General features: G+C 46.0%; 25 protein-coding genes. 22 read left to right on the plus strand and 3 right to left on the minus strand.

Features of this window, described 5'->3' with window-relative positions; genetic code table 11:
• Positions 1-2: 2 nt before the first annotated feature.
• The 17 genes from FRZ06_04310 to FRZ06_04390 all read left to right on the plus strand — a co-directional run bounded on the left by FRZ06_04310 (position 3) and on the right by FRZ06_04390 (position 16,678).
• Entirely contained in the window at positions 3-836 is an 834-nt protein-coding gene (locus FRZ06_04310) for a formate/nitrite transporter family protein (protein ID QOX62622.1), read from the plus strand.
• 97 nt (positions 837-933) lie between these two features.
• The gene (locus tag FRZ06_04315; protein ID QOX62623.1) at positions 934-1,725 is read left to right on the plus strand and encodes an IclR family transcriptional regulator; all 792 of its coding nucleotides are present in this window, start codon (positions 934-936) and stop codon (positions 1,723-1,725) included.
• A gap of 92 nt (positions 1,726-1,817) precedes the next feature.
• Entirely contained in the window at positions 1,818-2,654 is an 837-nt protein-coding gene (gene panB, locus FRZ06_04320; protein ID QOX62624.1) for a 3-methyl-2-oxobutanoate hydroxymethyltransferase, read from the plus strand.
• Positions 2,655-2,872: 218 nt separating this feature from the next.
• Positions 2,873-3,787, plus strand: coding sequence for a 2-dehydropantoate 2-reductase (locus FRZ06_04325; GenBank protein ID QOX62625.1), 915 nt, complete (start codon positions 2,873-2,875; stop codon positions 3,785-3,787).
• Between the two features lie 139 nt (positions 3,788-3,926).
• Positions 3,927-5,150 (plus strand): M20 family metallopeptidase, encoded by a 1,224-nt coding sequence (locus tag FRZ06_04330; GenBank protein QOX62626.1) that lies wholly within the window; start codon positions 3,927-3,929, stop codon positions 5,148-5,150.
• A gap of 16 nt (positions 5,151-5,166) precedes the next feature.
• A complete protein-coding gene (locus tag FRZ06_04335; protein QOX62627.1) occupies positions 5,167-5,865 on the plus strand; it encodes an ATP-binding protein in 699 nt (232 codons plus the stop codon).
• 200 nt (positions 5,866-6,065) lie between these two features.
• Complete coding sequence (locus FRZ06_04340) at positions 6,066-6,305, plus strand: 4Fe-4S dicluster domain-containing protein (GenBank protein ID QOX62628.1); 240 nt, start codon at positions 6,066-6,068, stop codon at positions 6,303-6,305.
• A complete protein-coding gene (gene vorB, locus FRZ06_04345; protein QOX62629.1) occupies positions 6,298-7,377 on the plus strand; it encodes a 3-methyl-2-oxobutanoate dehydrogenase subunit VorB in 1,080 nt (359 codons plus the stop codon). The genes FRZ06_04340 and vorB overlap by 8 nt, the downstream gene beginning before the upstream one ends.
• Positions 7,374-8,120: a 2-oxoglutarate oxidoreductase gene (locus tag FRZ06_04350; protein QOX62630.1), complete on the plus strand. Its 747-nt coding sequence runs from the start codon at positions 7,374-7,376 to the stop codon at positions 8,118-8,120. Before vorB ends, FRZ06_04350 begins: the two co-directional genes overlap by 4 nt.
• Positions 8,121-8,651, plus strand: coding sequence for a 2-oxoacid:ferredoxin oxidoreductase subunit gamma (locus tag FRZ06_04355; protein QOX62631.1), 531 nt, complete (start codon positions 8,121-8,123; stop codon positions 8,649-8,651).
• A gap of 38 nt (positions 8,652-8,689) precedes the next feature.
• Complete coding sequence (locus tag FRZ06_04360) at positions 8,690-10,039, plus strand: ABC transporter substrate-binding protein (GenBank protein ID QOX62632.1); 1,350 nt, start codon at positions 8,690-8,692, stop codon at positions 10,037-10,039.
• Positions 10,040-10,207: 168 nt separating this feature from the next.
• Entirely contained in the window at positions 10,208-11,068 is an 861-nt protein-coding gene (locus tag FRZ06_04365) for a branched-chain amino acid ABC transporter permease (protein ID QOX62633.1), read from the plus strand.
• Between the two features lie 22 nt (positions 11,069-11,090).
• Positions 11,091-12,083 (plus strand): branched-chain amino acid ABC transporter permease, encoded by a 993-nt coding sequence (locus FRZ06_04370; protein ID QOX62634.1) that lies wholly within the window; start codon positions 11,091-11,093, stop codon positions 12,081-12,083.
• A gap of 2 nt (positions 12,084-12,085) precedes the next feature.
• Positions 12,086-12,814, plus strand: a complete 729-nt coding sequence (locus tag FRZ06_04375) for an ABC transporter ATP-binding protein (GenBank protein ID QOX62635.1) — start codon at positions 12,086-12,088, stop codon at positions 12,812-12,814.
• Positions 12,807-13,511: an ABC transporter ATP-binding protein gene (locus FRZ06_04380; protein QOX62636.1), complete on the plus strand. Its 705-nt coding sequence runs from the start codon at positions 12,807-12,809 to the stop codon at positions 13,509-13,511. Before FRZ06_04375 ends, FRZ06_04380 begins: the two co-directional genes overlap by 8 nt.
• A 380-nt stretch (positions 13,512-13,891) precedes the next feature.
• Positions 13,892-15,553 carry a peptide transporter gene (locus FRZ06_04385; protein ID QOX62637.1) on the plus strand — a complete coding sequence of 554 codons (1,662 nt, stop codon included), beginning with the start codon at positions 13,892-13,894 and terminating at the stop codon, positions 15,551-15,553.
• Between the two features lie 162 nt (positions 15,554-15,715).
• A complete protein-coding gene (locus tag FRZ06_04390) occupies positions 15,716-16,678 on the plus strand; it encodes a P1 family peptidase (GenBank protein ID QOX62638.1) in 963 nt (320 codons plus the stop codon).
• 39 nt (positions 16,679-16,717) lie between these two features.
• Here the strand turns inward: FRZ06_04390 and FRZ06_04395 are convergent, their stop codons facing one another.
• Both FRZ06_04395 and FRZ06_04400 read right to left on the minus strand, forming a co-directional pair.
• Complete coding sequence (locus tag FRZ06_04395; protein ID QOX62639.1) at positions 16,718-17,665, minus strand: DUF4097 domain-containing protein; 948 nt, start codon at positions 17,663-17,665, stop codon at positions 16,718-16,720.
• A gap of 52 nt (positions 17,666-17,717) precedes the next feature.
• Positions 17,718-18,380: a TetR/AcrR family transcriptional regulator gene (locus FRZ06_04400; GenBank protein ID QOX62640.1), complete on the minus strand. Its 663-nt coding sequence runs from the start codon at positions 18,378-18,380 to the stop codon at positions 17,718-17,720.
• 340 nt (positions 18,381-18,720) lie between these two features.
• On the opposite strand from FRZ06_04400, the gene FRZ06_04405 reads away from it, so the two are divergent.
• A complete protein-coding gene (locus FRZ06_04405) occupies positions 18,721-19,824 on the plus strand; it encodes an RNA-directed DNA polymerase (protein ID QOX62641.1) in 1,104 nt (367 codons plus the stop codon).
• Positions 19,821-20,213 carry a metallopeptidase family protein gene (locus FRZ06_04410; GenBank protein ID QOX62642.1) on the plus strand — a complete coding sequence of 131 codons (393 nt, stop codon included), beginning with the start codon at positions 19,821-19,823 and terminating at the stop codon, positions 20,211-20,213. The genes FRZ06_04405 and FRZ06_04410 overlap by 4 nt, the downstream gene beginning before the upstream one ends.
• Positions 20,214-20,321: 108 nt before the next feature.
• Here FRZ06_04410 and FRZ06_04415 read toward each other — a convergent pair whose 3' ends face one another.
• Complete coding sequence (locus tag FRZ06_04415) at positions 20,322-21,116, minus strand: histidinol-phosphatase HisJ family protein (GenBank protein QOX62643.1); 795 nt, start codon at positions 21,114-21,116, stop codon at positions 20,322-20,324.
• Between the two features lie 154 nt (positions 21,117-21,270).
• On the opposite strand from FRZ06_04415, the gene FRZ06_04420 reads away from it, so the two are divergent.
• The 3 genes from FRZ06_04420 to polA all read left to right on the plus strand — a co-directional run bounded on the left by FRZ06_04420 (position 21,271) and on the right by polA (position 25,980).
• The gene (locus FRZ06_04420; protein QOX62644.1) at positions 21,271-21,846 is read left to right on the plus strand and encodes a sigma-70 family RNA polymerase sigma factor; all 576 of its coding nucleotides are present in this window, start codon (positions 21,271-21,273) and stop codon (positions 21,844-21,846) included.
• Between the two features lie 130 nt (positions 21,847-21,976).
• Positions 21,977-23,095: a hypothetical protein gene (locus FRZ06_04425; protein ID QOX62645.1), complete on the plus strand. Its 1,119-nt coding sequence runs from the start codon at positions 21,977-21,979 to the stop codon at positions 23,093-23,095.
• Positions 23,096-23,097: 2 nt separating this feature from the next.
• Positions 23,098-25,980, plus strand: coding sequence for a DNA polymerase I (gene polA, locus FRZ06_04430; GenBank protein ID QOX62646.1), 2,883 nt, complete (start codon positions 23,098-23,100; stop codon positions 25,978-25,980).
• Positions 25,981-25,984: the final 4 nt, after the last annotated feature.

A 25,984-nucleotide genomic window follows, 5' to 3' on the forward strand; every position in this document is an offset into this window, starting at 1 on the left:
AAATGGATATAAAACCATTATCGCCTGCCGAAATCACTGATGCGATCATCCGCACGGCAGAAGCAAAAGCGGGCGGGAGCTTTCAGAAATTGCTGATTCTTGGCATATTGGCAGGAGCCTTTATCGCCTTTGCAGCACAAGGCTCAAATATGGCTGCCTTCAATCTGCTTGCCAGGCCTGATACTTACGGCCTTGGAAGGGTGCTTGCTGGAGCTGTATTCGGAACCGGCCTTATGATGGTAGTTCTGGCAGGAGGCGAGCTTTTTACGGGAAATACGATGATTCTTGCAGCAGTCTGTGAGAAAAAAGTTACTGTGGGAAGAATGCTGCGAAACTGGGTTATCGTCTATATCGGAAATTTGATCGGATCGCTACTCATCGCTTATATGATGGTTCATTCGGGACTTTTTTCAAGCGGTGGTGAAATGCTTGGAGCTGTTACGGTAAAAATCGCAGCATATAAAGTGGGGCTTGATTTCACAAAAGCGTTTTATTTAGGGATCTTGTGCAACTGGCTTGTATGTCTGGCGGTATGGCTGGCTGCTGGAGCGGAATCCATGATCGGGAAGATCTTCGCTATCTTTTTTCCCATCTGGCTTTTCATCACATCAGGCTTTGAACATAGCATCGCAAATATGTATTATATCCCCGCAGGACTCATGGCAAAGTCACAGATGAGCTTTGCGGCGCTCAGTGGATTATCACAGGAGGCACTCGATGGACTCACCTGGAGCGGTTTCTTCGTAAATAATCTCATCCCCGTTACCTTGGGAAATATCGTGGGCGGCGGAGTATTTGTAGGCATGGTTTACTGGTATGTTTACAAACGAACATAGGAAATGTTGATTCTTTCTGGTACACATCAAATCGACCAACTGTGTATCTTGCGTCAAATCAGCGATTCCTTACTACTGTGCATTTGGAGGAAACAATATGCAGGGTTACGATGCGGAAGATAGATCAAACAGTGTAAAATCTGTCATGAAAGCTTTTCTGATCATGGAAGAACTTGATAAATATGGAGAGCTTAGTATCGGGGAATTGAGCGACAGGCTGCATATGGATAAATCTACAGTTCATCGTTTGATCAACACCATAAAGGATGCGGGATATATCAATCAGAACCCCGATAGCAGGAAGTACGCAAATAGCTTAAAATTGCTCGCAATGGGCAACCGTGTCATGGATAAAACCGGTGTGAAACACATCGCAAGACCGGTGATGGAGGAGCTTGCAGAGCAAACCGGGGAGACTGTCAATCTTGGAGTCCTGGCAGGAAATAAGATTTTCTACATCGATAAACTGGAAAGCAGCTCAACGATCAAAGTCGGTCTTGGGATTGGAACCAATGTTCCTTGCTATTGCTCCAGCTTGGGAAAGGTCATACTTGCCTATACACCAGAGAAAGAGCGGCAGAATGTGTTGGGAAATACGACCTTTGAGATCTTTACAGACCATACAATAACCGACATCACATTGCTTCAGGAAGAGTTGAAAAAAATAAAAAACGTGGGATATGCCGTTGATGATGAAGAGTATCTGATCGGATTAATCTGCTTCGGGGCTCCCATCTTTGATTACCACGGAGACCCAATTGCAGCAATCAGCGTGTCTTGTCCAAAATACAGGTATGATCCGGATCAGCATCTTGCTTTCTATACAGAGCTTGTGGCAGAGGCCGCAGAGAGGATTTCCAGGATGCTGGGCTTTAAGCCGAATATATAATTTTATTATATATTAAAATCCCTTCTTTGACCATTTCACCCTGCTTCAGGAGTGATCTGCGTTGTCAAAGGAAAATATCTAGGAGGAAAAAAATGAGCAACAAAACGAAAATGACGATCTCCGATTTCAAAAAATTCAAACAGGAGGGAAAAAAGTTCAGCTATGTAACGGCGTATGATTATACCATGGCTTCGATCATTAACGACAGCGATGTGGAAATCATACTGGTAGGTGACTCACTGGGAATGATCATGCTGGGCTACAAAGGCACCGAGTCAGTAACGATGGATGATATGATTCATCATATCAGACCTGTGGTGAAAGGTGCGCCCAATACCTGGATCGTCGGTGACATGCCATTCGGATCTTACAATGTAAGTGATGAGGAGGCTGTCAGAAATGCAAACCGTATCATTAAAGAAACAAACTGCGACTGTATCAAGCTGGAAGGCGGCGTGGAAATGCTATCCCGGATACAGGCCATCGTAAGAGCAGGAATCAACGTGATGGGGCACATCGGCCTGACACCTCAGACTGCATCCTCTCTTGGGGGGTTCAAGGTTCAGGGAGGTACTCCCGAAAGCGCGAAAAAGCTCATCGAAGACGCGATTGCTTTAGAAAAGGCGGGATGCTTCTCCATCGTTTTGGAATGTGTGCCTTCCATGGTTGCAAAAGCAGTAACGGAAGCTGTCAGCATTCCGATTTTAGGCATCGGGGCAGGTCCTCATGTTGATTGTCAGGTGCTGGTAACCCAGGACATGCTGGGAATGTACGGCGATTTTAAACCAAAGTTTGTGAAACAGTACGCTCAGATTCGCAAAACCATGGTGGAGGCCCTGAATGAGTTCCATCGTGAAACACTGGAAGGAGAATTTCCGTCTCCGGAATTCAGCTTCAACAAGGAAGTGGATATTCCTAAATTGTACTAGTACAACGTATATAAAGTAACCAGGTATAAAACTTGTCTGAATTTTCATATGCAGCCTCCCAAAATCCTCGGCGTAGCTCTGCTACGACTGCGTTTTTTGAAAACAGCCTCTGGAAATTCATCCTGCGTTTTCTTACCAGTTATTTATTATACGGTGTACTAGGAACGAAATCTCCACGAAGAATCCTTAATTACATGATCTGCAATAAGGAGGAACCAATGAAAATCGCCATCGTTGGAGCGGGGGCAATGGGCTGTCTCTACGGAGCTAAGCTTTCCACCGTTTCGGAGAATGAGGTTTATTTGATCGACGTATGGAAGGACCATATAGAAGCTGTCAGAAGCAAAGGTCTTGTGATGGAGGAAAATGGAGTCCTTGTAACATACGACAGAGTGAAAGGGACAAGTGACCCGGAAGAAGCCGGATTTTGTGATCTTGCAATCGTTTTTGTAAAATCTACGCTGACCAGTATGGCAGTTAAGTCAAACAAGGCTGTTTTCGGACCGAAGACCATCGCCTTGACCTTACAAAACGGTTTGGGAAATATCGACCTGATCCGGGCTGAAATCGGAGAACAAAATGTAATCGCAGGCACGACCGCTCATGGGGCCACCATGCTGGGACCTGGAGCAATGCGTCATGCAGGCAGCGGAAAAACGATCATCGGAGAGCTGGACGGTAAACAGACGGAGCGAATCAGGCGAATCTCCGCTCTATTTACGGAAGCAGGACTGGAAACAGACATCTCGGACAATGTTCTGGGACTTGTATGGGATAAACTGATGGTAAATGTGGGAATCAACGCGCTCACCGGAATTACAAAGCTTCATAACGGAGCGCTGCTGGACCATCCGGAAATCGAGGCCCTTTTGGAAGCGGCTGTTTCGGAGGCTCATGCAGTGGCAGAAGCGAAAGGAATCCGTTTGAGTTTTGAGGATCCAATTGGACACACGAAGGATGTTTGCAAAGCCACGGCGGCAAATAAATCCTCCATGCTCCAGGATATCCTAAACCACAAAACTACTGAGATCGATATGATCAACGGTGCCATCGTGCGAGAAGGTGCTTCTGCCGGTATCCCGACACCGGTTAATTATGTACTGACAAATTTGATTCGATTTATGCAGAAATAGCTGCAGGCTTATTTGACCCTACCTAAGGCGTTTTAATTGCATCAGCTTGAGGGTCAATCGTTCTTGACAGATAGGACTGCTAACTTTCTTTAACAACTTTATATTTCTAACTTTCATCGTCACTGAAAGGAGCCGTACAGTGGGAACTTACAAGCACGTCGCGGACTGCGTGAAAACTGACGAATTAGTTCAATTTACTCAAAAACTTGTTAGAATAAACAGCGTTTTTGACCCGGAAAAGACTGGAGCCAATGAGGAGGCTGCTGCGAAACACATCGCAGAGTTTCTGATAATGGAAGGCTTTGAGGTTCACTTCGAAGAAGTGGTTCCGGGGCGTCCAAATGTAATCGCATATCTTAGAGGAAAAAACCCAGGAAAAACTATATTATTTGAAGGACATACCGATGTGGTAACGGCGGGAGATCCGGAGCAGTGGCATTATGACCCCTTCGGAGCCGAGATCGTAGGTGACAGAATCTATGGCAGAGGAACCTGCGACACCAAGGGCAATGTAGCGGCTGCTATTTTTGCTGCAAAAGCAGTGAAGGATTCCGGCATTGAATTCAACGGAAATATTCTGCTTTGTATTCCCTGCGATGAAGAAGGCATGATGCAGGGCATCAAGCACTTCATTGACAGAGGGTGGGCAGACGATGTGGATGCCGCAGTCATTTGCGAGCCGGAGGAAAATCACGTTTGTATTTTCCAAAAAGGCGCAATGAGAGCAGAAATCCGTGTTTTTGGAAAACAAAGCCACGGCGCTATGCCACTTACGGGAATCAATCCCAACTGGCGACTTGCCAGAATCATTTGTGAGCTGGAAAAGCTGGAGCAGGCGGAGAAAGACCGTCTTGGCTGCCATGAGTACTTGAAGTGGCCCAGTATCACACCAACCATCATTGCTTCACCGGCAAAAGGAGAAGCTCAAATTAATGTCGTACCAGGCGAAGTCTACATGACATTGGATATCAGAACGGTTCCGGGACAGGAGCACAATGAATTGAAGCAGAGCATCCTTGACATTTACGACAGACTGGCTGAAACAGATCCCGATTTTAAAGCGACATTAAACATTATTGAAGAACGGCCATGGACTTCGACACCGAAAGATGCGGAAATCACCAGGGTTGTTTGCCGCGCTGTATCGGAAGTTACGGGAAAGGAACCAGTATGGCAGGGCGTACCGGGAGCGACGGACGGAACCTTCCTGCATGCCAGAAAAGGGATTCCGGTCATTGTTACCGGCGCGGGCAATACCTATATTCCACACCATGCCGATGAATACGTGGAGATACCGGAGCTGATTGAAACGGCAAAAATCTATGCACTGACAGCCATGTACTTCCTGAATGGGGATGCGTAAGCGTTAGTGGTGCTTTATGCTGACTTTCGATGATAAGAGAATCAGAGTCGTGGTCGGACATTATGGCAGCGGCAAAACTGAATTCTCCGTAAACTATGCATTAAAACTAGCAGAACAGGGGAATAAGACCGCGCTTGCAGATCTTGATATTGCAAATCCATATTTCAGAAGCAGAGAAAGACAGGGTTTGCTGGAAGAACAAGGTGTAAGAGTATACAGCAATATATTTGGTTATGATATCACCGCAGATCTACCTGCCATCACGGCAGCAATTCGAGGGCCGCTGGAGGATCCTCTCTGTCAGATCGTAATTGATGCAGGGGGAGACCATCTGGGAGCCAGAATTCTGATACAATTTGATCGGTATTTTGATCAGGCGGATTCCGATTTCTTCTGTGTTGTCAATGGAAGGAGACCGGAAACCAGCACTCTGGCGGGTGCGATGAATCATATCTTCAAAATAGAAAAGGAAACAGGCCGAAGGATCACCGGTTTGATTAATAATACCCATCTTCTGAAGGAAACGGAAGCGGAGGATGTGATCAGAGGGTATCATCTCTGCACAGAACTGTCTTCCCGACTTGGAGTACCTTTCAAATATAATTGCTGTGTACAGACACTGCTGGAAGAGCTGAAACAGAAAACGATACAATATCAGGATTTTCATATATTTCCCATGAGGCTGTATATGAGAGAGAGCTGGCTCGATCGATAAACCCTAAGTTATGACTATAGCCTTAACGTCGGTTGGTTAGTACCAGCTTAAAACCAAAGTTTAGGCCGGTCAAGGTACTAGGGCGTGTCTGAAAGCTGCACGTGCGAAGGCAATGCGTTTTCAGACACGCCCTGGAATCAACCAGATTGTTCCATGCCACCGGCGCTAAGGAGTGCTTCACTAAGAAAGGGAGTTATCCAATGGCAAAGGGTATGGTCGTTTTTGACGAAGAACGATGCAAGGGCTGTGAACTTTGCATCTCCGTCTGTCCTTTAAACTTATTATCTTTGCATGAAACAAAGATCAACTCAAAGGGTTACCACCCTGCGAGTGTGACAGAGCCACAGCGGTGTACCGGATGTGGTAGCTGCGGTGTGATCTGTCCCGACGGCGCAATCAGTGTCTTTCGAGAGGAGCAGGGAGGGCGCAGCGATGAATGAAAAAGTTTTAATGAAGGGGAATGAAGCCTTCGCGGAAGCAGCAATCAGAAGCGGCTGCCGTTATTACTTTGGCTATCCGATTACCCCGCAGAATGAAATTACAGAATATATGTCAAGGGAACTTCCAAAGCACGGTGGTTCCTTTGTCCAGGCAGAAAGTGAGATCGCCGCCATCAATATGGCCTATGGAGGCGCTGCGGCAGGAGGGAAGGTTCTTATCTCTTCCTCTTCACCGGGTATCGCACTGATGCAGGAGGGGTTTTCCTTCCTGTGTTCCACGGAAATTCCGCTGGTAATTCTGAGCGTATCCCGGGGAGGCCCAGGCGTTGGAACCATCCAGCCGGGACAGGCAGATTATTATCAATCCACCAGAGGCGGCGGCAATGGAGATTATCATCTCTTCGTATTTGCTCCGTCATCCATTCAAGAAGCGGTGGATATGATGGCCAGAGCTTTCGAAATTGCAGAAGAATATCGGAATCCCGTCATGATCTATGTAGATGGCGTTCTCGGTCAGATGATGGAGCCAGTGATTCTGCCAAAGCCTATTCCTGCAATTAGTGGGGATGAGATCTCTAAGCTCAGACCCTGGGCGATGACAGGTACAGGCGGGAAAAGAGAGCATAACGTGATCAAATCCTTGTACCTGAAGCCGGAAGAGCTGGAAGCGAGAATTCTGGATATGGATCAAAAATATCAGAAGGCTAAGAATGAGCTGGTTCTATGCAAGACAGAGGGACTGAAAGAAGCAGAAATCGTTTTCGTGGCCTATGGTTCCACCGCAAGAATCACCGAGGAAGCGATAGAGCTTTTAGCTGAAGAGGGTATTAAGGCAGGACTGATCAGACCCGTGAGCCTTTGGCCCTTCCCCTATGATGTTTTTGATCAGATTCCCGATACTGTGAATGCTGTCATCTCCGTAGAACTGAGTATGGGGCAGATGATTGACGACGTGAAAATCGGCTGCAGAGGAAGATTCCCCGTTTCCTTGTCAGGCAGAGTGGGCGGTATCCTGATTACACCGCCGGAGATTGCAGCAGATGCAAGGAAAGCATTGGGGGTGAGGGCATGACCGCTGTATTCCAATATACCAAGGGGATGCTGCCGGAGGAGACGACCTATTGTCCCGGCTGTACCCATGGAATTGCCCATAGACTGATCATGGAGGTACTGGATGAAAAGGGGCTTCTTGGCCAGACCATCGGTGTAGCACCCATTGGCTGCAGCATCCTCGCTCACCATTACATGAATGTAGATATGTGTGAATCTGCGCACGGACGAGCGCCGGCCATCGCTACGGGTATCCGCAGGGTACAGAAAGATAAAATCATCTTTACCTATCAGGGGGACGGCGATCTGGCTTCGATTGGAACGGGAGAAATCGTTCAGGCGGCTCATCGAGGAGAGAAATTTACCACATTCTTTATCAATAACGCAATCTATGGAATGACCGGAGGGCAGATGGCCCCAACCAGTCTCATCGGCCAGAGGACCACGACAAGTGCCGAAGGCAGAGACAAGGACAGTGCCGGAATGCCGATCCGTATGGCAGAGCTCATCGCAACACTGGATGGAGCAGTTTTTGTGGAACGGGTATCGGTGGATTCTCCCGCCAATATCAGAAAAGCAAAGAAAGCTGTCCAAAATGCAATCGAGGTTCAGGAGAAACGGCTGGGCTTTGGCTTCGTGGAAATTTTATCGACCTGTCCCACCAACTGGGGACTGAATCCGGTCAAATCGCTGGAATGGCTGCGAGAGAATATGATTCCCTACTATCCGCTCGGTACTCTCAAACATCCCGGGGAGGTGAAGTAAATGGCAGTACATAAGCTGATCATCGCAGGCTTTGGAGGGCAGGGCGTCATGCTCATAGGACAGATGATTGCCTACGCCGGTATGCTGGAAGGAAAAGAGGTTACCTGGATGCCTGCTTACGGGCCGGAAATGAGGGGAGGTACCGCCAACTGCACTGTTGTCGTCTCTGATCGAAAGATCAGTTCTCCCATCGTAACTGAGGCCACGGCAGTCGTGGCAATGAACCTGCCTTCTTTGCATAAATTCGAGAAGCTGGTAAAACCGGGAGGTATGCTTTTCATCAATTCGTCCTTGGTTCATGAAAATGCAGGCAGGGATGATGTAGAAGTCTGCCGGATTGATGCGAACGAGATTGCGGTGAGACTTCAAAACGACAAGGTGTCAAATATGGTAATCCTCGGTGCTGTTGTAAGCAAAACCGGGGTAGTAAAAATGGAGAGCATAGAAAAAGTAATGGATCAGTTATTTACCGGTAATAAAGTCAAGACATTACCTCTAAATAAAAAAGCATTGACAGCATGGAAGGCTTGATTGTCCTTATGCATCTATCATAGTTAAGGAGGAGAGCTGTGATATCATGCGAGCATGAAGAAACACTAAAGTTTAAAGGAAAGGATGAGTATGATGTTAGCATCATACGGGGAAGAAGAATGAAAAAGAAATTAGCCATACTTCTGGTTTTAGTCCTTCTGCTGTCAACCTTGGCCGGGTGCGGCGGCGGAAACGGGAGTGGAGGAGACTCCGAATCGGCGGAGCCCTTCAAGGTCGGTGCAATCTATCCATTGAGCGGTGCTAATGCGCTTCTTGGCTCACAATGTCTTGCGGCAGTAAAAATTGCAGTTGATATCGTCAATGCAAACGGCGGGGTACAGGGAAGACAGGTTCAGCTTGTCTCAGCGGATGCTCCAGATCCTACAGCAGCGACAACAGAAGCGGGAAGACTTGTGGATCAGCAGGGGGTCCAGGTAATCTTCGGCTCTCTGGCTAGTGGGAATGCTCTTGCGATTGCAGGCGTTACGGAAAAAAGCGGCGTGACTCTTGTGGAATCAGGCGGTATCGCAGATGCTCTGACAGATTCCGGCTTCAAAAATGTTTTTAGAATTCTTGACAAGGGCGGACTGCGTGGAGCAGCAGGCGTAACTTATACTGCTGACGTCATTGCACCAATGCTGAACATCGCACCGAAAGATCTGAGAGTTGCCATCATTCACGAAGAGTCCAGCTATGGTACTTCTGTTGCAGACGGCGCCGAAAATAAGATCAAGGAGCTAGGTCTGAATCTTGTAGCCAGAGAACACTATAACTCTACGATTACGGATATGTCAGCTCTGGTGCTGAAGCTCAAGGAAGCAAAGCCTGACGTTTTATTCACAGTCAATTACATCAACGATGCAATTCTCCTTGTAGATACGCTGAAGCAGTATGATGCTATTCCGAAGGTCTTGATGGGCTGCGGAGCAGGAACCACCGACCCGAACTTCGCCGCTACCATTGGTGCCGATTCAGATGGATTTTTCTGCACTGATATGCCAACAAACCTTCCTCTTGACGTGTTCACCGACGAAGCCATGAAAAACGTTGTCAGCGAATTCAGAGAGCGGTTCAGGAAAGAATTCCCTGATATGAACAATGTATCTGTTGCGGCAGAGGCTGCATTTGCAGGCTCCTATACCTTTATGAATAACATCCTGCCCAATGCAAAGACACTGGATGCAGCAGGAATCCGTGAAGCTGCTTTGACCACTAAGCTTGACATGACCACTCTTGGTTTTGGTTGGGATCTTGGAGATGATGGCCAGAATTACGCGGCTTCCGCCAATATCAACCAGTGGCAGGGAGGCAAAGTTGTAACAGTATCACCTGATAAGCTGAAAAACGGCGAAGTGATCAATGTACCGCTGCCCATAGCCGGTCAATAAAGAGCGGAAAGGAACCACCAATTGTGTTCTTTTAGCATTGAGAAAACCACTGATAAAAAACTGATCTCGTAACGATTCTGCCCGCAGATGCTTCTCCTCGGTTCTTGCGGCTGCGGGCAGAGTTTAGGATGATTCAGTACTAGCAGCAGAATATTAAAGGAGTATAAAATGGAACAAGTTTTACAGGTTCTAATTTCAGGTATTCTATCAGGCGGGATCTATGCACTGGCCAGCGTCGGCTTGGCTTTGATTTTTGGGGTGGTTGGGCTTGTAAACTTCGCCCACGGAGAATACCTGATGCTTGCGATGTACATCGCATATTGGATTTATAATTTTTCCGGACTGGACCCTTATCAGTCCTTGATCATTAATCTGGCTATCATGGCAGTCATCGGATACATTACCTTCAAGGTGATTATGGAGCGGGTTCTCGATTCGGATCACTCCATACAGATGCTGCTCACATTGGCGCTGTCCATGGTACTTCAAAATCTGGCGCTGATGTTCTGGAAAGCTGACTATCGAAACATCAGAATTGATATGACCAATGATACGATGAACCTCGGTTTTCTGACGTTCAATACACCGAGAGTGCTTGCCTTTTTCATTGCAATTGGTGCGTCGATCCTACTGTATCTTTTCTTACAGAAAACATTCACCGGAGCTGCCATGCGAGCCATTTCCCAAAACGGAAAAGCCGCGCAGCTCATGGGAATCAATATAAAGCGAACCTATGGCCTTGCTTTCGTCATCGGAACAACGCTTGTTGGGCTGGCTGGCCTGCTGATTTCACCCATCTATCCAGCGTTTCCCACCGTGGGGGCCAGCTTCAGTACCCTTGCATTTATCGTCGTCGTTCTGGGAGGCTTATCCAGCGTACCCGGAGCCATCATCGGAGGACTGGTGATCGGCGTTGTGGAAAGCTTTGCAGGTTATCTTGCCGGACCGGCTTACCAGCAGGCGGCATACTTCCTCCTGTTTATTCTGGTACTCGTTTTCAAGCCGAACGGTTTGTTCGGCCGATCCTAGATGGCAGTAAGGGAGTGAGAATATGATAAAACAACTGATTTTAAAACAGCATCTTGTGCTGTGGGTCATTGCCACAGGTTCGGTCATCGTGCCGTTTTTTCTTCCCAACAGATATTTTCAGGACATTGCAGTGATGACGTTCTTATGGGCTGGTCTTGCCACCTCTTGGAATCTGTACAGCGGCTACTGCAAACGACTGAGTATCGGCCATGCGGCGTATCTTGGAATCGGAGCATATACCTCGACGCTGCTGTATCTGAATTTCGGGATCTCACCGTGGATCGGCATGTTGGCAGGAGGCGTGATCTCTGCCATTGCCGCACTCATCATCGGGGGTACGACCCTCAGATTGAAGGGGACCTTCTTCGTATTATCGACCATCGCGTTTGCCGAAATCCTGAAGGTTATGACCATTACATCCAAGGATATTACCGCAGGAGCGCTGGGGCTTATGATTCCGTATCAGCCCGGTTTTGCCAATATGATCTGGCAGGGTAAGATTCCCTATGCCGTTCTCACTTGGATTTATATGATTGTTGTGCTGATCATCAGCGTGAGACTGGAAAAATCTAAACTCGGATATTCGCTCATTGCCCTTGGTGAAAATCAGGAGGCGGCTGAAAATTTAGGCGTCAATTCCACCAGAACGATGCTTGTTGCTTTTGTGATGAGTGCGGTTCTGACCTCTTTTGGAGGAACGCTGTTTGCTCAGTATGTGATGTTTATTGAGCCTACTTCCGTAATGAGCATGGGAAATTCCATCAACTTCATTCTTCTTGCTATTGCCGGCGGTATGGGAACCGCTTTTGGACCTATGGTAGGGTCCTTTATTCTAACACCTGTCAGCAATCTGCTCAGGGGGTATCTTGCAGGTATCAGCGGGCTTCACGGTCTCATTCTCGGACTGGTGCTCATTGTCATCCTGCTATACAGGCCCGATGGTATTCTGCCGCAGCTAAAATTGCTGTTTCGATATCTCTTTGGGAAGTTCGTTAAGCCGGGTAAAGGAGAATGAGTATGATATTACAAGTAGAATCGGTAACAAAAAAATTCGGCGGCTTAAGTGCAGTTTCAGAGGTTTCCCTGGAGATTGAAGAGGGGAACATCATCGGACTGATCGGACCCAACGGTGCAGGGAAAACCACATTGTTCAACTGCATCAACGGAACCCTGCCCATAACAGAAGGAAAAATCGTTTTTGATGGGGTAGATATCACCCGGAAAAAATCTCATGAGATTGCGAAGCTGGGAATTGCAAGGAGCTATCAAATTGTGCAGCCCTTCGGCAATATGACCACCCTTCAAAATGCTATGGTGGGAGGGTTTTGTAAAACGAAGGTCTATAAGGAGGCGGAAGCAATTGCACTGCGTTCATTGGAGCTGGTCCGTCTTGATCATAAAAAGGATTTGATTGCAAAGCATCTGAATCTTGGTGAAAGAAAAAAACTGGAGATCGCGAAAGCGCTGTCAACACAGCCGAAGCTGCTGCTGCTGGATGAGGTTATGGCCGGACTGACGCCTTCGGAGGTGCAGGAGATGGTTAAAATCATTCATTCAATCAACGCGTCGGGAATTACGCTCATCATCATTGAACATATCATGGAAGCGATCATGTCACTGTCAAAGCGGATCGTTGTACTGAACTTCGGAAAAAAGATCATGGAGGGCACCCCGGAAGAGGTCAGCAGCAATCAACAGGTTATTGAGGCATATTTCGGAGTAGAGGACGGTGAAGCGGATGCTTAAATTATCAAACGTCAATTCCTTTTACGGAGAAGTACAGGTCTTGCGGGATGTAAATCTAGAGGTGAATCAGGGAGAAATTGTAACCGTCATTGGTGCCAATGCAGCGGGAAAGTCAACGATGATCTCTTGCATCTCCAAAACGGTAAAATCCTTTACTGGTGAAATCGAGTTTGAAGGAAGCAGGATTGATTCTCTCAGACCGGATCAAGTGGTAGAACGGGGACTGATTCAAGTCCCGGAAGGAAGACTGCTCTTTCCGAAACTGACCGTAAGGGAAAACCTCGAACTGGGGGCATTCAGCAAGAGAAGCAGAAGCAGCAGGAAGCAGCGGCTTGAGTATGTTTACAGCATTCTGCCCAAGATGAAGGAGAGAGCAAACCAGATGGCCGGATCTCTCAGCGGCGGTGAAGCACAGATGTGCGCCATTGGGAGAGGCCTCATGGCAGACCCTAAACTGCTGATGTTTGATGAACCTTCTCTCGGCCTGGCTCCCATCATTGTTTTGGAAATCATGGATCTGATCAAAAGCATCAGAAACGAGGGAACCACCGTTCTCCTCATTGAGCAGAATGTCAGGCAATCTCTGAAATTGGCTGACAGAGCATATGTCATTGAAAACGGGAGAATCCTCATGGAAGGTAACGGCAAGGAACTGCTTGGAAGCAATGAAGTGAAGAAAGCGTATCTAGGCATATGAAATGACTCTGGTTGATTTTCAGTTCAGTATTAGAGCTGTAGGTGAGTGGCTGTTGGCTGCGGCTTCATCGGCAGGTCAAGATTTTGACACTCTCAGCGCTTCATTTCACGCTGTCAAACAAACCATGCCGTAACCGTGTTTGACAGTAGATGAACATCTTGCTCAATTTTAGCGGAGAGTGTGGCAAAATCTTTCCAACAGCCGCTTTCAACTGTAGCCAACAGCCACTCACCTACAATTGATTGAATAACTATTCTGGAAAATCGTGAGAAATAATTCTTGTTGTCTGCTAGATTACGCTTTTGAAACATAGTATAATTCAGGGAAAGCTGATGGAAAATCAGTTTTTACTGATAAAAATTATAAAGGAGGGAAAATTTATGTCAGAGAATCAAAAAGGCGTGAAATACGCCACATCTTTCAAAGAACAGTTTACTGTTCGAGGTATGATTATCGGCTCCATCGGTGCAGCTATTTTGACCATGAGTTCCATGTATGTTGCATTAAAGCTAGGCGCGCTCCCATGGCCGATCATATTTGTTGCTCTGGTATCCATGTTCTCACTGAAACTTCTTGGGAATACGAATATCAATGAAATCAACGTAACCCATACGGCGATGTCTGCAGGTGCGATGACTGCAGGCGGTCTTGCATTCACCATTCCCGGCATATTTATTCTGAATCCAGAAGCGGAGCTGAACATCGTTGCTCTGTTCTTTGTGGTCCTGGGCGGCGTAATCCTCGGACTGATTTTTACAGCACTTATTCGAAAATACTTTGTCGTAACAAAAGATCTGCCTTATCCCATGGGTCAGGCGGCTGCGGAAACGCTCATTATCGGAGATGAAGGAGGAAAGAAGGCCCTTACCCTATTTTCTTCGTTAGGTGTTGCCGCGGTATTCACTGTTGTTAGAGACTGGTTCAAATGGATTCCCGGAACCTTGCCTGGAAATATTGCCGGTACAAGTCTGGCTTCCAAGGGAGTTTTTGCAGGAATCTGGCTCTCGCCTATGTTAATCGCAGTAGGTTTTATCATCGGCCCTCTTTACATCGGTATCTGGTTCCTGGGAGCAATCATCGGTGATTTCGGCATCGTGCTGGGCGGGACCAGCGCGGGCCTCTGGGATGGAGCTGTCGCCGGAGCGATTAAATCCTCTCTCGGTATCGGTCTCATGGTAGGAACCGGGGTAGGCATCATTGTAAAGGGAATCATTCCAAAGGCTAAAGAAATCTTCGGCCCCATGTTCAGCAAGGAGAATATGTCAGGGGGCTTTATCAATCTCAGATGGGCGCCTATCGCTATGGTTCTGATCGCATTTCTTTTCACCGTCATCTGCAAAATGGGCGTAGTTGCCAGTATCATTACCATTCTCGGTGTTTGGCTTGCTACTTCCATGTCAGCGCAGATCGTCGGTCAGACGGGCATCAATCCAATGGAAGTGTTTGGTATCATCGTACTTCTAGCGGCAAAAGCAGTTTCCAGTCTCGGTCAGACAGAAGCCTTCATGGTTGCTGCTGTCGTCGCCATTGCCTGCGGTCTTGCGGGTGATGTTATGAATGATTTCAAAGCCGGACATATTCTGCAAACTGATCCAAAAGCACAGTGGCTCGGCGAATGCATCGGCGGCTTGATCGGCTCATTTGTAACCGTAGGGGTATTTTATGTAATTTTAACTGCCTATGGACCTACCGCCTTTGGAAATCCTGAGATGTTTATCGCTCCTCAGGCTGGTGCTGTTGCTGCTATGGTTGGCGGCATCCCGCATATGACTGCGTTCCTCATCGGACTGGTTCTTGGCTGCGTCCTTTACTGTTTGAATTTCCCGGTCATGACACTGGGACTTGGCGTGTATCTTCCATTCTATCTCTCAGCAACAGCTTTCATCGGCGGTGCGCTACGATTTATCGTGCAGAAGGCGGCACCGGATTATGAGAAGAGCGGTTCTGGTCTGATTGTAGCATCCGGACTCCTTGGAGGAGAAGCGGTAGTAGGCGTTATCATCGCGCTAATCCAGGCTGTTCAGGGAATGACGGCTATATAATTTCGTGGTACCAATGTGGGAGGGTAAGATGATATCTGCCTGCCCACTGTAAAGATACCGGCTGATCTCTTTTGCGACGGCCGGTATCTTTTATCAAGCGGGAACCGATAGGCTCTTCCGCGGAAGTTGTCAAATTACTTCGTTGGTTAGGGGAGGTCCAGGATGAAAGAAATCAAAATAACGGATATTGAAGGGGTTAAGGTGGGGCATGCCCAGGACTTGGAAGGTGCTACAGGCTGCACCGTCATTCTTTGTGAAAAAGGGGCCTGGGCTGGCGTCGATGTCAGAGGCGGCGGCCCGGCATCCAGAGAAACAGAGCTCTTAAAGCCAGTCAACATGGTAGAGCAGATCCATGCGGTCATGCTCAGCGGGGGCAGCGCCTATGGCCTGGATGCAGGCTCGGGAGCTATGGCTTATCTGGAAGAAAACAATGTGGGTTTTGACGTAGGTGTTGGAGTCGTTCCCATCGTTTGCGGCGCCTCTTTGTTTGATTTGGTGGTGGGTGATCCGAAATCCAGACCAGATAAAGCCATGGGATATGAAGCCTGTCAAAACGCTGGAACCGGACACGTCGAGGAAGGAAATGTAGGTGCCGGAACCGGAGCCTCCGTCGGAAAATTTCAGGGAATTGCCAATATGATGAAATCCGGACTCGGTACCTATGCCGTTCAGATCGGATCATTAAAGGTTGGTGCAATCGTAGCCGTCAATGCTCTGGGTGATGTTGTGGATGTAGATACCGGGAAACGGATTGCCGGTCTTTTGAATGAGGACTTGACGGCGCTTTCCAATACAGAGGAGACGATGTATGCCCAATATGCCGAGGACAAGAATGTTTTCAGCGGCAATACGACCATTGGTTGTATCGTCACCAATGCCAAGCTCACAAAATCCCAGGCCAATAAGCTTGCGTCCATTGCCCATAATGGATTTGCCCGTGCCATTAGGCCGGTGCATACCATGGCGGACGGAGATACGATCTTTGTAATGGCCACTGGAGAAGTAGAAGTAATGCCAGATGCGGTGGGAGCACTTGCTACTGATGTGATGGCAAGAGCCATTAACAGAGCCGCAAGGATGGCCGCACCTGCTTACGGGCTGAAAGCAGCAAGGGATTTTGAATAAAGTTTGAGGGACACTGAAATTTCATGTTCTCTCTTGATATTACATTGAAACTTCAATGTCCCCATTTCTAGTCTCCAAATCTATGGTGATTTCAGGGGAGTTTCCGATGGTTCCCGCGGCAGAATGATCTTTTGAAGCAAGCTGATCTGCAAAGGAGGTTTTAATCGAACCTTCTTTTGTGATCGCAGAAAATTTGAAAGCAAGCTGGCTTGGAAGCATTAACGTTAAGCGTCCGTTTTTTGAGAATGCAGTAATGTCTCCGGTCACATCGGTAAAGGAAATATTTATGGAGCCATCCCCTGAAGCGTGAAAGGAACCAGAACCTCGGAGCTCAGTAGCAGTCAGCTTGCCGCCCTTTGATTGATAACTGATTATTCCGTTGATCTGATTCATTGAAGCTGCCGCATTAGTTGTCTTTATATTCACCTCCTCTGCATCAACATTCTCAAAGCTCAGCTCACCATTTGTGCTGGAAATCATGAGATTGGATACTTTTGTATTTGATAAGTGAATTACGCCGCTTGTGGTATCGACGCCGAAATCCCCAGGCAAGTTAAGAGCAACGTCCGATTTTATCGTTCCGCTTGTAGAGTGCAGGAATAGGCTGCCGTTGTATTCCTGGGGGATATAAATTTCAATATAGGATTCAAAACTGGAACGTCTTGGCCGATCTCCTTCTGTTATCAGTAATTCACCATTTTGAGTACTTGATCTGGCATAGTAGCTCTTTTTATCCTCGTTCATATACTCCTTCAATGTAACCTTGTCGTGATCACCTTCCAAAACATAGATATCATCGGCATCATAATCAAGTCGAAGGCTTTGAAAATCTCCAACACCAAAGGTAAGCGTGTTAACAAGGGTCATCTGCTTTTGGCTTCCGCATCCTGTGAAAATTCCAGTAAGCAAAATGCCTGCACAGGCAAATGAGAGTAACGTTCGTTTCATAATAATAATAAATCTCCCTTCAATTATTAATTGAACCATTCATTCAAAAGCATCGATATTTTTTTACGGAGCAAGAAGCCCCGTAAAAATTTTATCGTTGGTATGCGTGTAGCAAATTGTCCATACAGACTGCTCTAGCCGTGTCAATTGAAATATCCTTTTGAATTTCATAAGCGTCATTCCGAATGTGCATGCCCCACCATGAGAGGGTTTCAATGATCAATTGTGTAGTATACTGAGGGTGGTCTACCTGACGAAAGGTTCCTTTGTCAATGTACTTCATGATATAGGCTAATACATGATCCTTGAAATTATTTCGGTATTCCTTGTAAAAGGCAGCCAGGCTTGCTAAATCATCAGGATTCTTTTCAATCAACAAGCAGCCGATTCCATATTTTGAAATTACATCAAAGGCATCGTTCAGCATTTGCGCTAAGGGGTATTGTTCAATATTCTCAAGATGAGCGGAGAATGCTTTTGTGTTTTCATCGAAAGCACGCATAATATCATGATCCAAAGAATCAAATTGATGGGAACGAACCGGTAATTCGAATTCTTGCAGGATAAAAGCGGGATCAATGGTGCCCTTTAGAATAAAATTCAGAATATCTCTTTTCCCGGTAAAGTAAACATAGAGCATACCAGTAGACAAGTCGATTTCCTTTGCAATATCTTTCATTTGCGTTCTTGCGTAACCTTTATTAATAAACAAGCTGCTGGCAGCATCGTAGATCAATTTCATTCTATTTTCCATTTTTGGCGAGCTCCTTATTTTGATTGAATCATTCATTCAATTTTATTGTAAGCTTCCATTCCTAATCTGTCAATCAATTTTGGAAATGAAATAAGGCACACAGGTGGCTTATAATATGGTATGATAAAAAATAACGAAAGCGATAGCGAATCTTACAGAGACACTCTCTGTGAGCGGGCGTTGAGTCGACGCCTGTATCCCGAAATCCGAAGATCGCAGCCTGCGGCAGCGATAAAAATTCTGTCCTCACCGTGCTCTGGCTACATTTCATGTAGGTCTGCACGGCTGTGGGTGAATTTTACGAGAGTTTTTGTATCGCTTTCGTTTTATTCTACTGTAAATGAGAAGAGCTATGAATCATACATTAAGAGAATTTCTTGAATCAATAAAATCGAAGCATACCTATCTTTTGTTTCGCTATACGGATGAAGCATATAAATTAAGACGCTGCTATCGGCCGGTGATTCTAAAAAAGAAAAACGGCGGATTTAGGGTTTTGCAAGTGCCTGATGAAAATTTGAAACGGCTTCAGCGGCAGCTTTTAACGTATCTTCAGCATGCAGAAATTTCACCCTGTGCTGCAGCTTATGTCAAAGGGAGGGGGCTCTCTGAGCATGCCCATTATCATGCGGGGCGCAGCATGCTTTTAAAGCTTGACATCGAAGATTTTTTCGGCAGCATTTCTTTCTCAAAAGTCTTGTTTGCGGTAAAGGAGGCGCTCAAGCGATCGCCGCTGGTGGGACAGGAACAAAGAAGTGAGATCGGCTGGTTCATTGCAAAGGCTTGCACGCTGGATGGGGTTTTGCCCCAAGGTGCCCCAACCAGTCCGATTCTTTCCAATATGGTATTTCTTCACTTGGATCAAGAGATCAACAGCTACTGCATCCAGAGGGGAATCCATTATACGAGATACTCTGATGACCTGTTTTTTTCAGGGGACTTCCGGCCGTCGGAAATCATACCATTGATCAGAAAGTTACTGAGGAGAAACGGGTATACTCTAAATGAGAACAAGATTGTTGCAGCAGGCAGGGGAAGCAAGAAGCTGGTAACAGGCGTCGTGGTAAACCAGCGGCCTCAAGCAGATCGGAGCTATCGAAGAGAAATCAGACAGAGCATCTATTACATCGGAAAGTTCGGCCTGGAAGAGCATCTGAAAAGAAAAGGCCTGCTGGATGAGGGAATGCAACCTGAAGATATGAGAAGTGAAGCTGCCGGAAACGAAGATTTTGGAAGAGAAGATGTAATTATAAGAGCACAGATGGTAAAGGAATTACAGCGACTCATCGGCAGAATTGTTTTTGTACTGCAGATCGATCCGCAAAATAGAGAATTTCAGGATTACAAGAAATTTTGCATCGGGCTTCTCAATCGGCTGCCGGTAATATTCAATGGAAGGCTGTTATCGGAAGCGGAAATCAATGAAGGGTGGGGGAGTGCATGATTACCATAGAAGAGATGGAGCAGATCCTGGAGGAACTTGCTGAAGAGCTGCCTGCGGAATTTTATAGAGAACTGAACGGAGGAATTCTGCTGCTGCCGGAAACGAAAATCAGTCCTGAAGCGAAGAAAAATGACCTTTATACCATGGGGCAGTATCGTTACAATCCCAGTATGGGCCGATATATCGTCATCTACTACGGATCCTTTGAAGCACTTTACGCAGCCCTGCCGACAGAGAATTTGAAACAGAAGCTGCGAGAGGTATTGCGTCACGAATTCACTCATCATTTGGAGGATCTGGCGGGCGAAAGGGATTTGGAAAAAGAAGACGAGGCAGAATTAGAACGTTATCGGTACGGCCTGCCCATGAAGCCAATCAGGAGATTATAAAGATAACCCCCCGATGGAAGTTCTACAAAGGCTGTCATTTCAAAACATTTCAATAAAATTGAAACACTATGTGATTTCTACTACTTTTATGAAGATCGGCATTGATTCTTATAGCTTTACGAAGATTGGTTTTCGCTGCTCAAAGGTGGTCAAATATCGAAAACCCAAGGTTCGCATCAGCTCCTGGGCATAATCAATCTTGAAAGCGACATCTTTCGGTCTATGGGCATCTGATCCGATGGTCATAATCTCACCGCCTAAATCCTTGTAGAGCTGCAGCATTTCCTGAGCGGGCGTCGTGCGGTCGCCTAGACCGTAGCGGAAGCTTGAAGTATTGATTTCAAGTCCCTTGCCGTCAGAGATGATTTGTTTCAGAATCTCGGCGACAATGTCCATATAAGAGGCTGGATCTGCGATTTTATCCGTATATCGGTCGATAATATTCAGATGACCAAGCACGTTATAATCTTTATACTCCTTCAGGTTTTCATATACATAGGTGTAATATGCAGCATAGGACTCCTCTGGAGAACGTCCGCTAAAATAACTGTCGCCATATAATTCGTATCCTTCCGCACAGTGAAAGGAACCAATAATAAAGTCGTATGCAAAGGAGCTTGCGCATGTAATGCAGCGTTTCATGGTTTCGCCGTGCTGTATTCCGATCTCTACTCCTTTTCTGATTACGATTTTGCCCTTGTTTGCTTCCTGTGCTTCCAATAAAGCCTTGTGGTAATTCTCAAAATCCAGAGCAAAGGGGTAGGCGGGATCCGGATAATCCGGATCAAAATGGTCAGTGATAGCGATCTCTTTCAAACCTGCGCTGCAAGCAGCAGCGATCATATCTTTCATCGGTGTGCTGCTGTCGTCGGAAAAAGAAGTGTGAATGTGATAATCGTACATTTTTTAAGTTTTTCTCCTTGTCAAATTCTGTTACGTCATGGTGAAAAAAGGAAGCTCGAAGCAGAAAAAAGTGGCCTGCGGAGCACTCCCTGTGGTATAATCATTTCATCCAGTCATTATATCAAAATAATTGTCTTTTGAAAAGGGTATGGGGATGTCATCTGATCTAAATGAAAAGCAATTGATACAAAAGGCAAAAATGGGAGATGAGAAGAGTTTCGAGTCTCTTATTTTAGGTTGTCAATCAAAAGCTTACAATCTGGCGATCCGTTACCTTAAGAACGAAGAAGACGCTATGGATGCACTTCAGGAAAGCTTTATTAAAATCTTTCGGCATCTGAATTCCTTCAAAGAAGACAGTAGATTTGATACTTGGGTTTATCGTATCGTCGTGAATACCTGCAACGATATACTAAGAAAAAATAGCAGCAGGAAAACCACAGACAGTATTTTCCGAACAGAAGATGACAAGGAAATGGTGGTGGAAATTCCCGATTCTTCCGGTGCTCCCGAAGAGGTTTATGACAAAAAGGAAAAGTCAGAATATATTATGTCCTGTATGGACAAGCTGAGCCAGGATCAAAGGGAAATAATAATTCTTAGAGATATTCAAGGCTTCTCATATGATGAGATCAGTGAAATTCTGAAATGCTCCGTTGGAACGGTCAAATCCAGAATCAACCGTTCACGGCTCAAATTACGGGAAATTCTGATGGAACAAAATCTATAAAATTGCGTCTAATAAGTAGAAAATGTAAATCATAGATCATAAGAATCACTATTTTATAGATAAAACCGGAAATTTATGACGCAGCGAAAATAAATTTTTTTCTGCTTTGCGCATAAGGAGGGAGAGCGTAATGGAATGTAATGAAATAAGAGAGTTGCTCTCACTTTATATTGATCAGATGCTTGATGCTGACGAACAGAAAGAGGTTGAGAAACATCTATCTGTTTGCGAAGCATGCAATCAAGAATATCAAGATCTGAATGAAGTTCATCTCCTTCTCAGTGGGATGGATCCGGTTCCTGTTCCTGAAGCCTTTGAATTCCGATTGAAGCAGGCGCTTCAAGAAGAAAAAAAGCGCTCCAGCGGCTATGGTGCATCGATCAAATCCTTGTTTGGAAGCAAACGGTATCGTATGCTGGCATCAGCGGCTGCTGTATTTGCGGTAGGCGTATTGACGCTTGGTGTGTATCAGGATGTCCTTGGTGATTTTGCAGATAAGCTAGGCTTTATTGGCCGGGACGGGATTGAACAGGCAGCACCGAAAGACGCAGAAGTCGATCTTTACGGCACTGCCAAAGACGAAGCAGGTTCCACTGACAGCATGAAAAAGCAACTTGATCCTCTAGAAGATCAACAGGTGCAAGACCAGACGCAGTTGAATAAAAACTCTGAAGAACAGGAAGTAAAACTGTATCAAGCAAAGATCGCTTCCGACGGAGCAGCTTCCTCGGCGCAGAAAGATGTTCCATTGAAGAAAGAAGCCGTTGGGTTCACAGCACCCGAAGCCGCTTCTGATAACGGAGCTGCAGCTGACGAATCGTCTTCTTACACCGCCGAAAACAGTGATGCCAATGGGGCAGCCGGTTCGGCTCCTGCTGGTGGTGCTGATACGGCTGGGCTGGGAAATACAAAAGAACAAGAGCTATCCTTTGGCTCTCTGGCGCAGGATGAAGTACGTGCCAAGAACAAAGCGGATCAGTCCGGAAACTCCTGCAGCAGGTCGCTGACCTCTTCCGGAGTAGAAAGAAATACCGCAGCGGTGCATTTTTATATGGGCTTGATTGAAGAGCGGCTGGAGGGTTTTGATTATCAGGTATTGGAGTCCGGTTACGCCCCGACAGGTAAGTGGAATTTCAGGATATTTATATTCCGGGGAAAAGACGGCAATACTTATAACGAAGAAATACGAGTCATAGGAAAGGATGGAAAAATTAAGATAATCTGTTCCAATGAAATTACGGGGTTGTAAAAATGAAAATAATAATTATTGACGGAAACAGTTTGATCAACAGGGCTTACTATGCCCTTCAAAGACCTATGATCACAAAGAGCGGACTGTACACTCATGGAGTGTACGGTTTTCTTAATATGCTGAATAAAATTAAAATGGACTATTGTCCTGACTATATTGCGGTTGCGTTTGACAGAAAAGCGCCGACCTTCAGACATCTGGAATACACAGAGTACAAGGCGGGAAGAAAAAAAATGCCTCCGGAGCTGGCGATGCAGATGCCGCTTCTAAAGGAAGTTTTGGATGCCATGAAAGTTAAGATGCTTGAAATCGATGGATTTGAAGCGGATGACATCATCGGCACCGTCGTGAAAAAAGCGGAAGCCGAAGGTCTTGATCCATTGATCATAACTGGGGATAAAGACGAGCTGCAGCTTGCTACAGAAAAAACAAAGGTAATCATTACGAGAAAAGGTATTTCTGAATTTGATCTTTATGACGAAGCTGCTATGATTGAGAAATACGGCTTTACACCGGAGCAGTTTATTGACTACAAAGGGCTCATGGGTGACCAGTCCGACAATATCCCAGGCATTCCGGGGGTAGGGGAAAAAACCGCAATGAAGCTGATACAGGAATACGGCAGCATTGCAAACATTATCGAAAATGTTGATCAGATCACCAGCAAGTCGTTGAAGGAAAAGATCCAGGAGCACGCCCAGCTTGCCATTATGAGCAGAAGACTTGCGACGATCAACACAGAGGTTCCAATTGATATTAATTTTGAAGAATTTAAGGTGGAGGAGCCGGATTATGACACCCTCATCGATTTATACATCAAGCTGGAGTTTAACAGCTTTTTAAAGAAAATGCCACCGCGGGGAAGCAGTGCAAAACCGGTTTTCTCAGATGGCGGAGCCTATGCCTCTGATGCAGTCGGCTCAGCCAATGCTGCAGCTGGAATGGCTGATGGGCCCGATGCAGCAAATATGACTGCTGCAAATGCAGAACCAGGCGATACGCCAGCTGTGCCGCTATTGAGAGATTTCTCTATCGTGTCCAGCGAGAGTAGTCCTTTGGCAAAGCATTATAAAACCAGAGACAGGAGCCATCTGGAAGCTTGCCTTTTGGCAGATAACAGCGGACTTGAGTTGCTGCGAAGCGAGCTTTTGGAAGACCCTGCTGCCGTAATAAAGGTGTTTAATGATCGAAATCACAAGGCAATTCCACAGGTTTACGGAATGAGTATTCTGTCAACAAAGCGATATTATTTTATTTCCGGTGATCAAACAGAATTGCTGAAAGAAGCCGCAACTCTGTTGATCAAAACCGACGTCAGGCTAACAGGACACAATTTAAAAGAGGATTATTATGCCTTACTGGCCAATGAACTTTTGCCTGCGGATGCTCACAGCGAATCGGGACAACTTTTTCAAACGGCGTTTGACACAATGATTGCTCAATATCTTCTGGATCCAGCCAGAAGTGACTACGGACTCAAATCATCGATGCTCGAATATTTTCATGAAGAGTTGGAAGATGAAGCTGCGTTATTCAAAGAGTATGGGCAGATAGGTTTTCTTGGTCGTTCAGAAGAAAAATACATGGAGTTTGGACAGAAATGGTGTCTTGCCATTGATGGATTAACTGCAGTGTTAAGAAATAAATTAATACAAGAGGAGCTGGATCATGTGTTCTGTGAGGTTGAACTTCCTTTGATAGAAGTTCTGGCATCCATGGAACACTGCGGCTTTGCGGTGGATGCGCAGGAACTGATCAATACCGGGATCATGCTCGGGGAGAAAATCAATGAGTTGACGAGCAGAATCTATGAGCTTGCAGGGGAGGAATTCAACATCAATTCTCCTATGCAGATGGGTGTGATTCTATTTGAAAAACTGAATCTGCCTTTCGGAAAAAAGACAAAGCGAGGCTATGCGACAGGCATTGAAATTCTGGAGAAACTCAAGGATGATTATGAAATTGTTGCATTGATTCTGGAATACAGGATGCACAGCAAGCTGAAGAGTACGTATATTGAAGGACTGCTTCCGCTGATCCACCAGGATCATAAGATCCATGCTCATTTTCAGCAGACCGTTGCTGCAACTGGAAGGATTAGCTGTACAGAGCCAAATCTGCAGAACATTCCCATCCGTCATGAGCTTGGCAGAAAGCTGAGAAAGGCGTTTGTACCTGAGAATGATGATTTCGTACTCGTTGGTGCGGATTATTCTCAGATTGAACTGCGAATCCTTGCCCATCTGTCTCAGGATCCTGAGCTGATTGACGCATTTAATCACGGAGATGATATTCATAAGATCACTGCGTCCAAGGTATTTAATGTGCCTGAGGATGATGTTACGCCGCTGCAGCGAAGCAATGCCAAAGCAGTAAATTTTGGCGTTATCTATGGAATGAGCGGATTTGGACTCTCAACAGAACTGAACATAACCCGAAAGGAAGCAGAACGGTACATCGGAGAATATTTCAAGAAATATACCAAGGTCAAAGAGTTTATGGATGGTCTGATTGAAAGCTGTAAACAGAATGGCTATGTTACGACCATTATGAAACGAAAAAGAATGGTACATGAAATAAATGCAAGCAATTTCATGGTTCGTCAGGCAGGAGAACGACTTGCGATGAACAGTCCAATACAGGGAAGTGCGGCAGATATTATCAAACTGGCAATGATTAAGGTCTATCAGGAACTGGCGAAAGAAAAGACAAGGTCAAGGCTGATACTTCAGGTACACGATGAATTGATCATTCAGACTCATAAATCTGAGCTGGAGAAGATCAAAAAGCTTCTGGAGGAAAACATGGAGCATGCAGTAGCATTAAGTGTGACGCTGTCTTCAGAGGTATCTACGGGCGAGAACTGGTACGATCTCAAATAGCACA

The organism is Clostridiales bacterium, assembly GCA_015243575.1.
In the GTDB taxonomy this organism is placed as follows: Bacteria; Bacillota; Clostridia; order Peptostreptococcales; family Anaerovoracaceae; genus Anoxybacterium; species Anoxybacterium hadale.

What these genes read in the sequence shown, in the direction of transcription:
- FRZ06_04310 (QOX62622.1), top strand. Translation starts at nt 3, where the DNA reads ATGGATATAAAACCATTATCGCCTGCCGAAATCACTGATGCGATCATC.
- FRZ06_04315 (QOX62623.1), top strand. Translation starts at nt 934, where the DNA reads ATGCAGGGTTACGATGCGGAAGATAGATCAAACAGTGTAAAATCTGTC.
- panB (QOX62624.1), top strand. Translation starts at nt 1,818, where the DNA reads ATGAGCAACAAAACGAAAATGACGATCTCCGATTTCAAAAAATTCAAA.
- FRZ06_04325 (QOX62625.1), top strand. Translation starts at nt 2,873, where the DNA reads ATGAAAATCGCCATCGTTGGAGCGGGGGCAATGGGCTGTCTCTACGGA.
- FRZ06_04335 (QOX62627.1), top strand. Translation starts at nt 5,167, where the DNA reads ATGCTGACTTTCGATGATAAGAGAATCAGAGTCGTGGTCGGACATTAT.
- FRZ06_04340 (QOX62628.1), top strand. Translation starts at nt 6,066, where the DNA reads ATGGCAAAGGGTATGGTCGTTTTTGACGAAGAACGATGCAAGGGCTGT.
- vorB (QOX62629.1), top strand. Translation starts at nt 6,298, where the DNA reads ATGAATGAAAAAGTTTTAATGAAGGGGAATGAAGCCTTCGCGGAAGCA.
- FRZ06_04350 (QOX62630.1), top strand. Translation starts at nt 7,374, where the DNA reads ATGACCGCTGTATTCCAATATACCAAGGGGATGCTGCCGGAGGAGACG.
- FRZ06_04355 (QOX62631.1), top strand. Translation starts at nt 8,121, where the DNA reads ATGGCAGTACATAAGCTGATCATCGCAGGCTTTGGAGGGCAGGGCGTC.
- FRZ06_04365 (QOX62633.1), top strand. Translation starts at nt 10,208, where the DNA reads ATGGAACAAGTTTTACAGGTTCTAATTTCAGGTATTCTATCAGGCGGG.
- FRZ06_04370 (QOX62634.1), top strand. Translation starts at nt 11,091, where the DNA reads ATGATAAAACAACTGATTTTAAAACAGCATCTTGTGCTGTGGGTCATT.
- FRZ06_04375 (QOX62635.1), top strand. Translation starts at nt 12,086, where the DNA reads ATGATATTACAAGTAGAATCGGTAACAAAAAAATTCGGCGGCTTAAGT.
- FRZ06_04380 (QOX62636.1), top strand. Translation starts at nt 12,807, where the DNA reads ATGCTTAAATTATCAAACGTCAATTCCTTTTACGGAGAAGTACAGGTC.
- FRZ06_04385 (QOX62637.1), top strand. Translation starts at nt 13,892, where the DNA reads ATGTCAGAGAATCAAAAAGGCGTGAAATACGCCACATCTTTCAAAGAA.
- FRZ06_04390 (QOX62638.1), top strand. Translation starts at nt 15,716, where the DNA reads ATGAAAGAAATCAAAATAACGGATATTGAAGGGGTTAAGGTGGGGCAT.
- FRZ06_04395 (QOX62639.1), bottom strand. Translation starts at nt 17,665, where the DNA reads ATGGTTCAATTAATAATTGAAGGGAGATTTATTATTATTATGAAACGA.
- FRZ06_04400 (QOX62640.1), bottom strand. Translation starts at nt 18,380, where the DNA reads ATGGAAAATAGAATGAAATTGATCTACGATGCTGCCAGCAGCTTGTTT.
- FRZ06_04405 (QOX62641.1), top strand. Translation starts at nt 18,721, where the DNA reads ATGAGAAGAGCTATGAATCATACATTAAGAGAATTTCTTGAATCAATA.
- FRZ06_04410 (QOX62642.1), top strand. Translation starts at nt 19,821, where the DNA reads ATGATTACCATAGAAGAGATGGAGCAGATCCTGGAGGAACTTGCTGAA.
- FRZ06_04415 (QOX62643.1), bottom strand. Translation starts at nt 21,116, where the DNA reads ATGTACGATTATCACATTCACACTTCTTTTTCCGACGACAGCAGCACA.
- FRZ06_04420 (QOX62644.1), top strand. Translation starts at nt 21,271, where the DNA reads ATGTCATCTGATCTAAATGAAAAGCAATTGATACAAAAGGCAAAAATG.
- FRZ06_04425 (QOX62645.1), top strand. Translation starts at nt 21,977, where the DNA reads ATGGAATGTAATGAAATAAGAGAGTTGCTCTCACTTTATATTGATCAG.
- polA (QOX62646.1), top strand. Translation starts at nt 23,098, where the DNA reads ATGAAAATAATAATTATTGACGGAAACAGTTTGATCAACAGGGCTTAC.